Source organism: Kitasatospora sp. A2-31 (assembly GCF_022288725.1).
Lineage (GTDB): Bacteria > Actinomycetota > Actinomycetes > Streptomycetales > Streptomycetaceae > Kitasatospora.
The window spans coordinates 1-1,166 of sequence record NZ_JAKNTA010000241.1; the positions used below are offsets into that span (position 1 = coordinate 1).

Consider the following 1,166-nt stretch of genomic DNA (forward strand, 5'->3'; position numbering starts at 1 on the left):
GCCGCCTGGCCCGCCCGCCCCGCCGACGAGCGGGGGCGCCTGCCGGTCTCGATCGTCTCCGGCGCCCCGGGCCTGGGCAAGACCGCCCTGGCCGTGCACACCGCGGCCCGGCTCACGGACCGGTTCCGGGACGGCTGCCTCTTCGTCGACCTCCGCGGGCTGGACACCGAACCCGTCACCCCGCACGACGCCCTCGCCCGGCTGCTGCGCGCGCTGGGCGTGCGCGAGCGGGACGTCCCGGTCGAGACGGACGAGCGCCAGGTCCTCTACCGCCGGATGATGCGGGAGCGGAACGCCCTCGTCGTCCTGGACAACGCCGCCCACGAGGCCCAGGTGCGGGCCCTGCTGCCGGCCGCCGGCGCGGGCGCCGCCTGGATCACCAGCCGGCGCACGCTGACCGGCATCGAGCACGCACGGCGGCTGCTCCTCGAACCGCTCCCCGCCGACGCCGCCACCGCCCTGCTCGGGACGATCCTCGCCCAGCAGGACGATGCCCGGTGGGGCGGCACCCCGGGTGACGGCACCACGGGGGCCGGCACCACAGGTGACGACACCTCACCGGACACCGGGGCCGCCAGGCCGGATCCGGCGGCCCTGGCGCTCATCGCCGACCTCTGCGGCCACCTGCCGCTGGCCCTGCGCATCGCCGGCCACCGGCTGCTGAGCCGGCCGGGATGGAGCGCGCACCACCTCGCCGAGCGCCTGGGCGACGAGGACCTGCGCCTGCAGCGGCTCGCCGCCGGCGACCTGCGGATCCGTTCCGCCTTCGGCCTCTCCTACGCGCAGTTGCCCGAGCCGCTGCGACGGCTGTTCCGCCGGCTGGCGCTCGTCCCCGGGCCGGACTTCGACGCCGGGCTGGGCGCCGCCCTCACCGGGCTCGGCCTCGGCCGGGTGGAGGAGATGCTGGACGAGCTGCTGGAGCTGGGCCTGCTCGGCCAGACCTCCGCCGACCGCCTGCTGTTCCACGACCTGATCCGCCTCTACGCACGCGAGCGGCTGCAGGAGGAGGAGTCGTCCGAGGAGCGGCGCAGCGCCGAGACGGCGCTGTACGGCTGGCTGCTCGACACGGCCTCGTCCGCCGGCCAGTGGTTCCAGCCGGACCCGCCGCCCGCCGGCGCGGCCCCGTTCGCGACGGCGCTTGCGGCGCAGCGGTGGCTGCAGACGGA

Annotated in this window: 1 protein-coding gene; it reads left to right on the forward strand. The window is 77.2% G+C overall.

Features of this window, described 5'->3' with window-relative positions; all coding sequences use genetic code 11:
* Positions 1–1,166, forward strand: a 1,166-nt coding sequence (locus tag MCM47_RS41195) for an ATP-binding protein (protein WP_238951882.1), incomplete at both ends; no start/stop codon positions are given.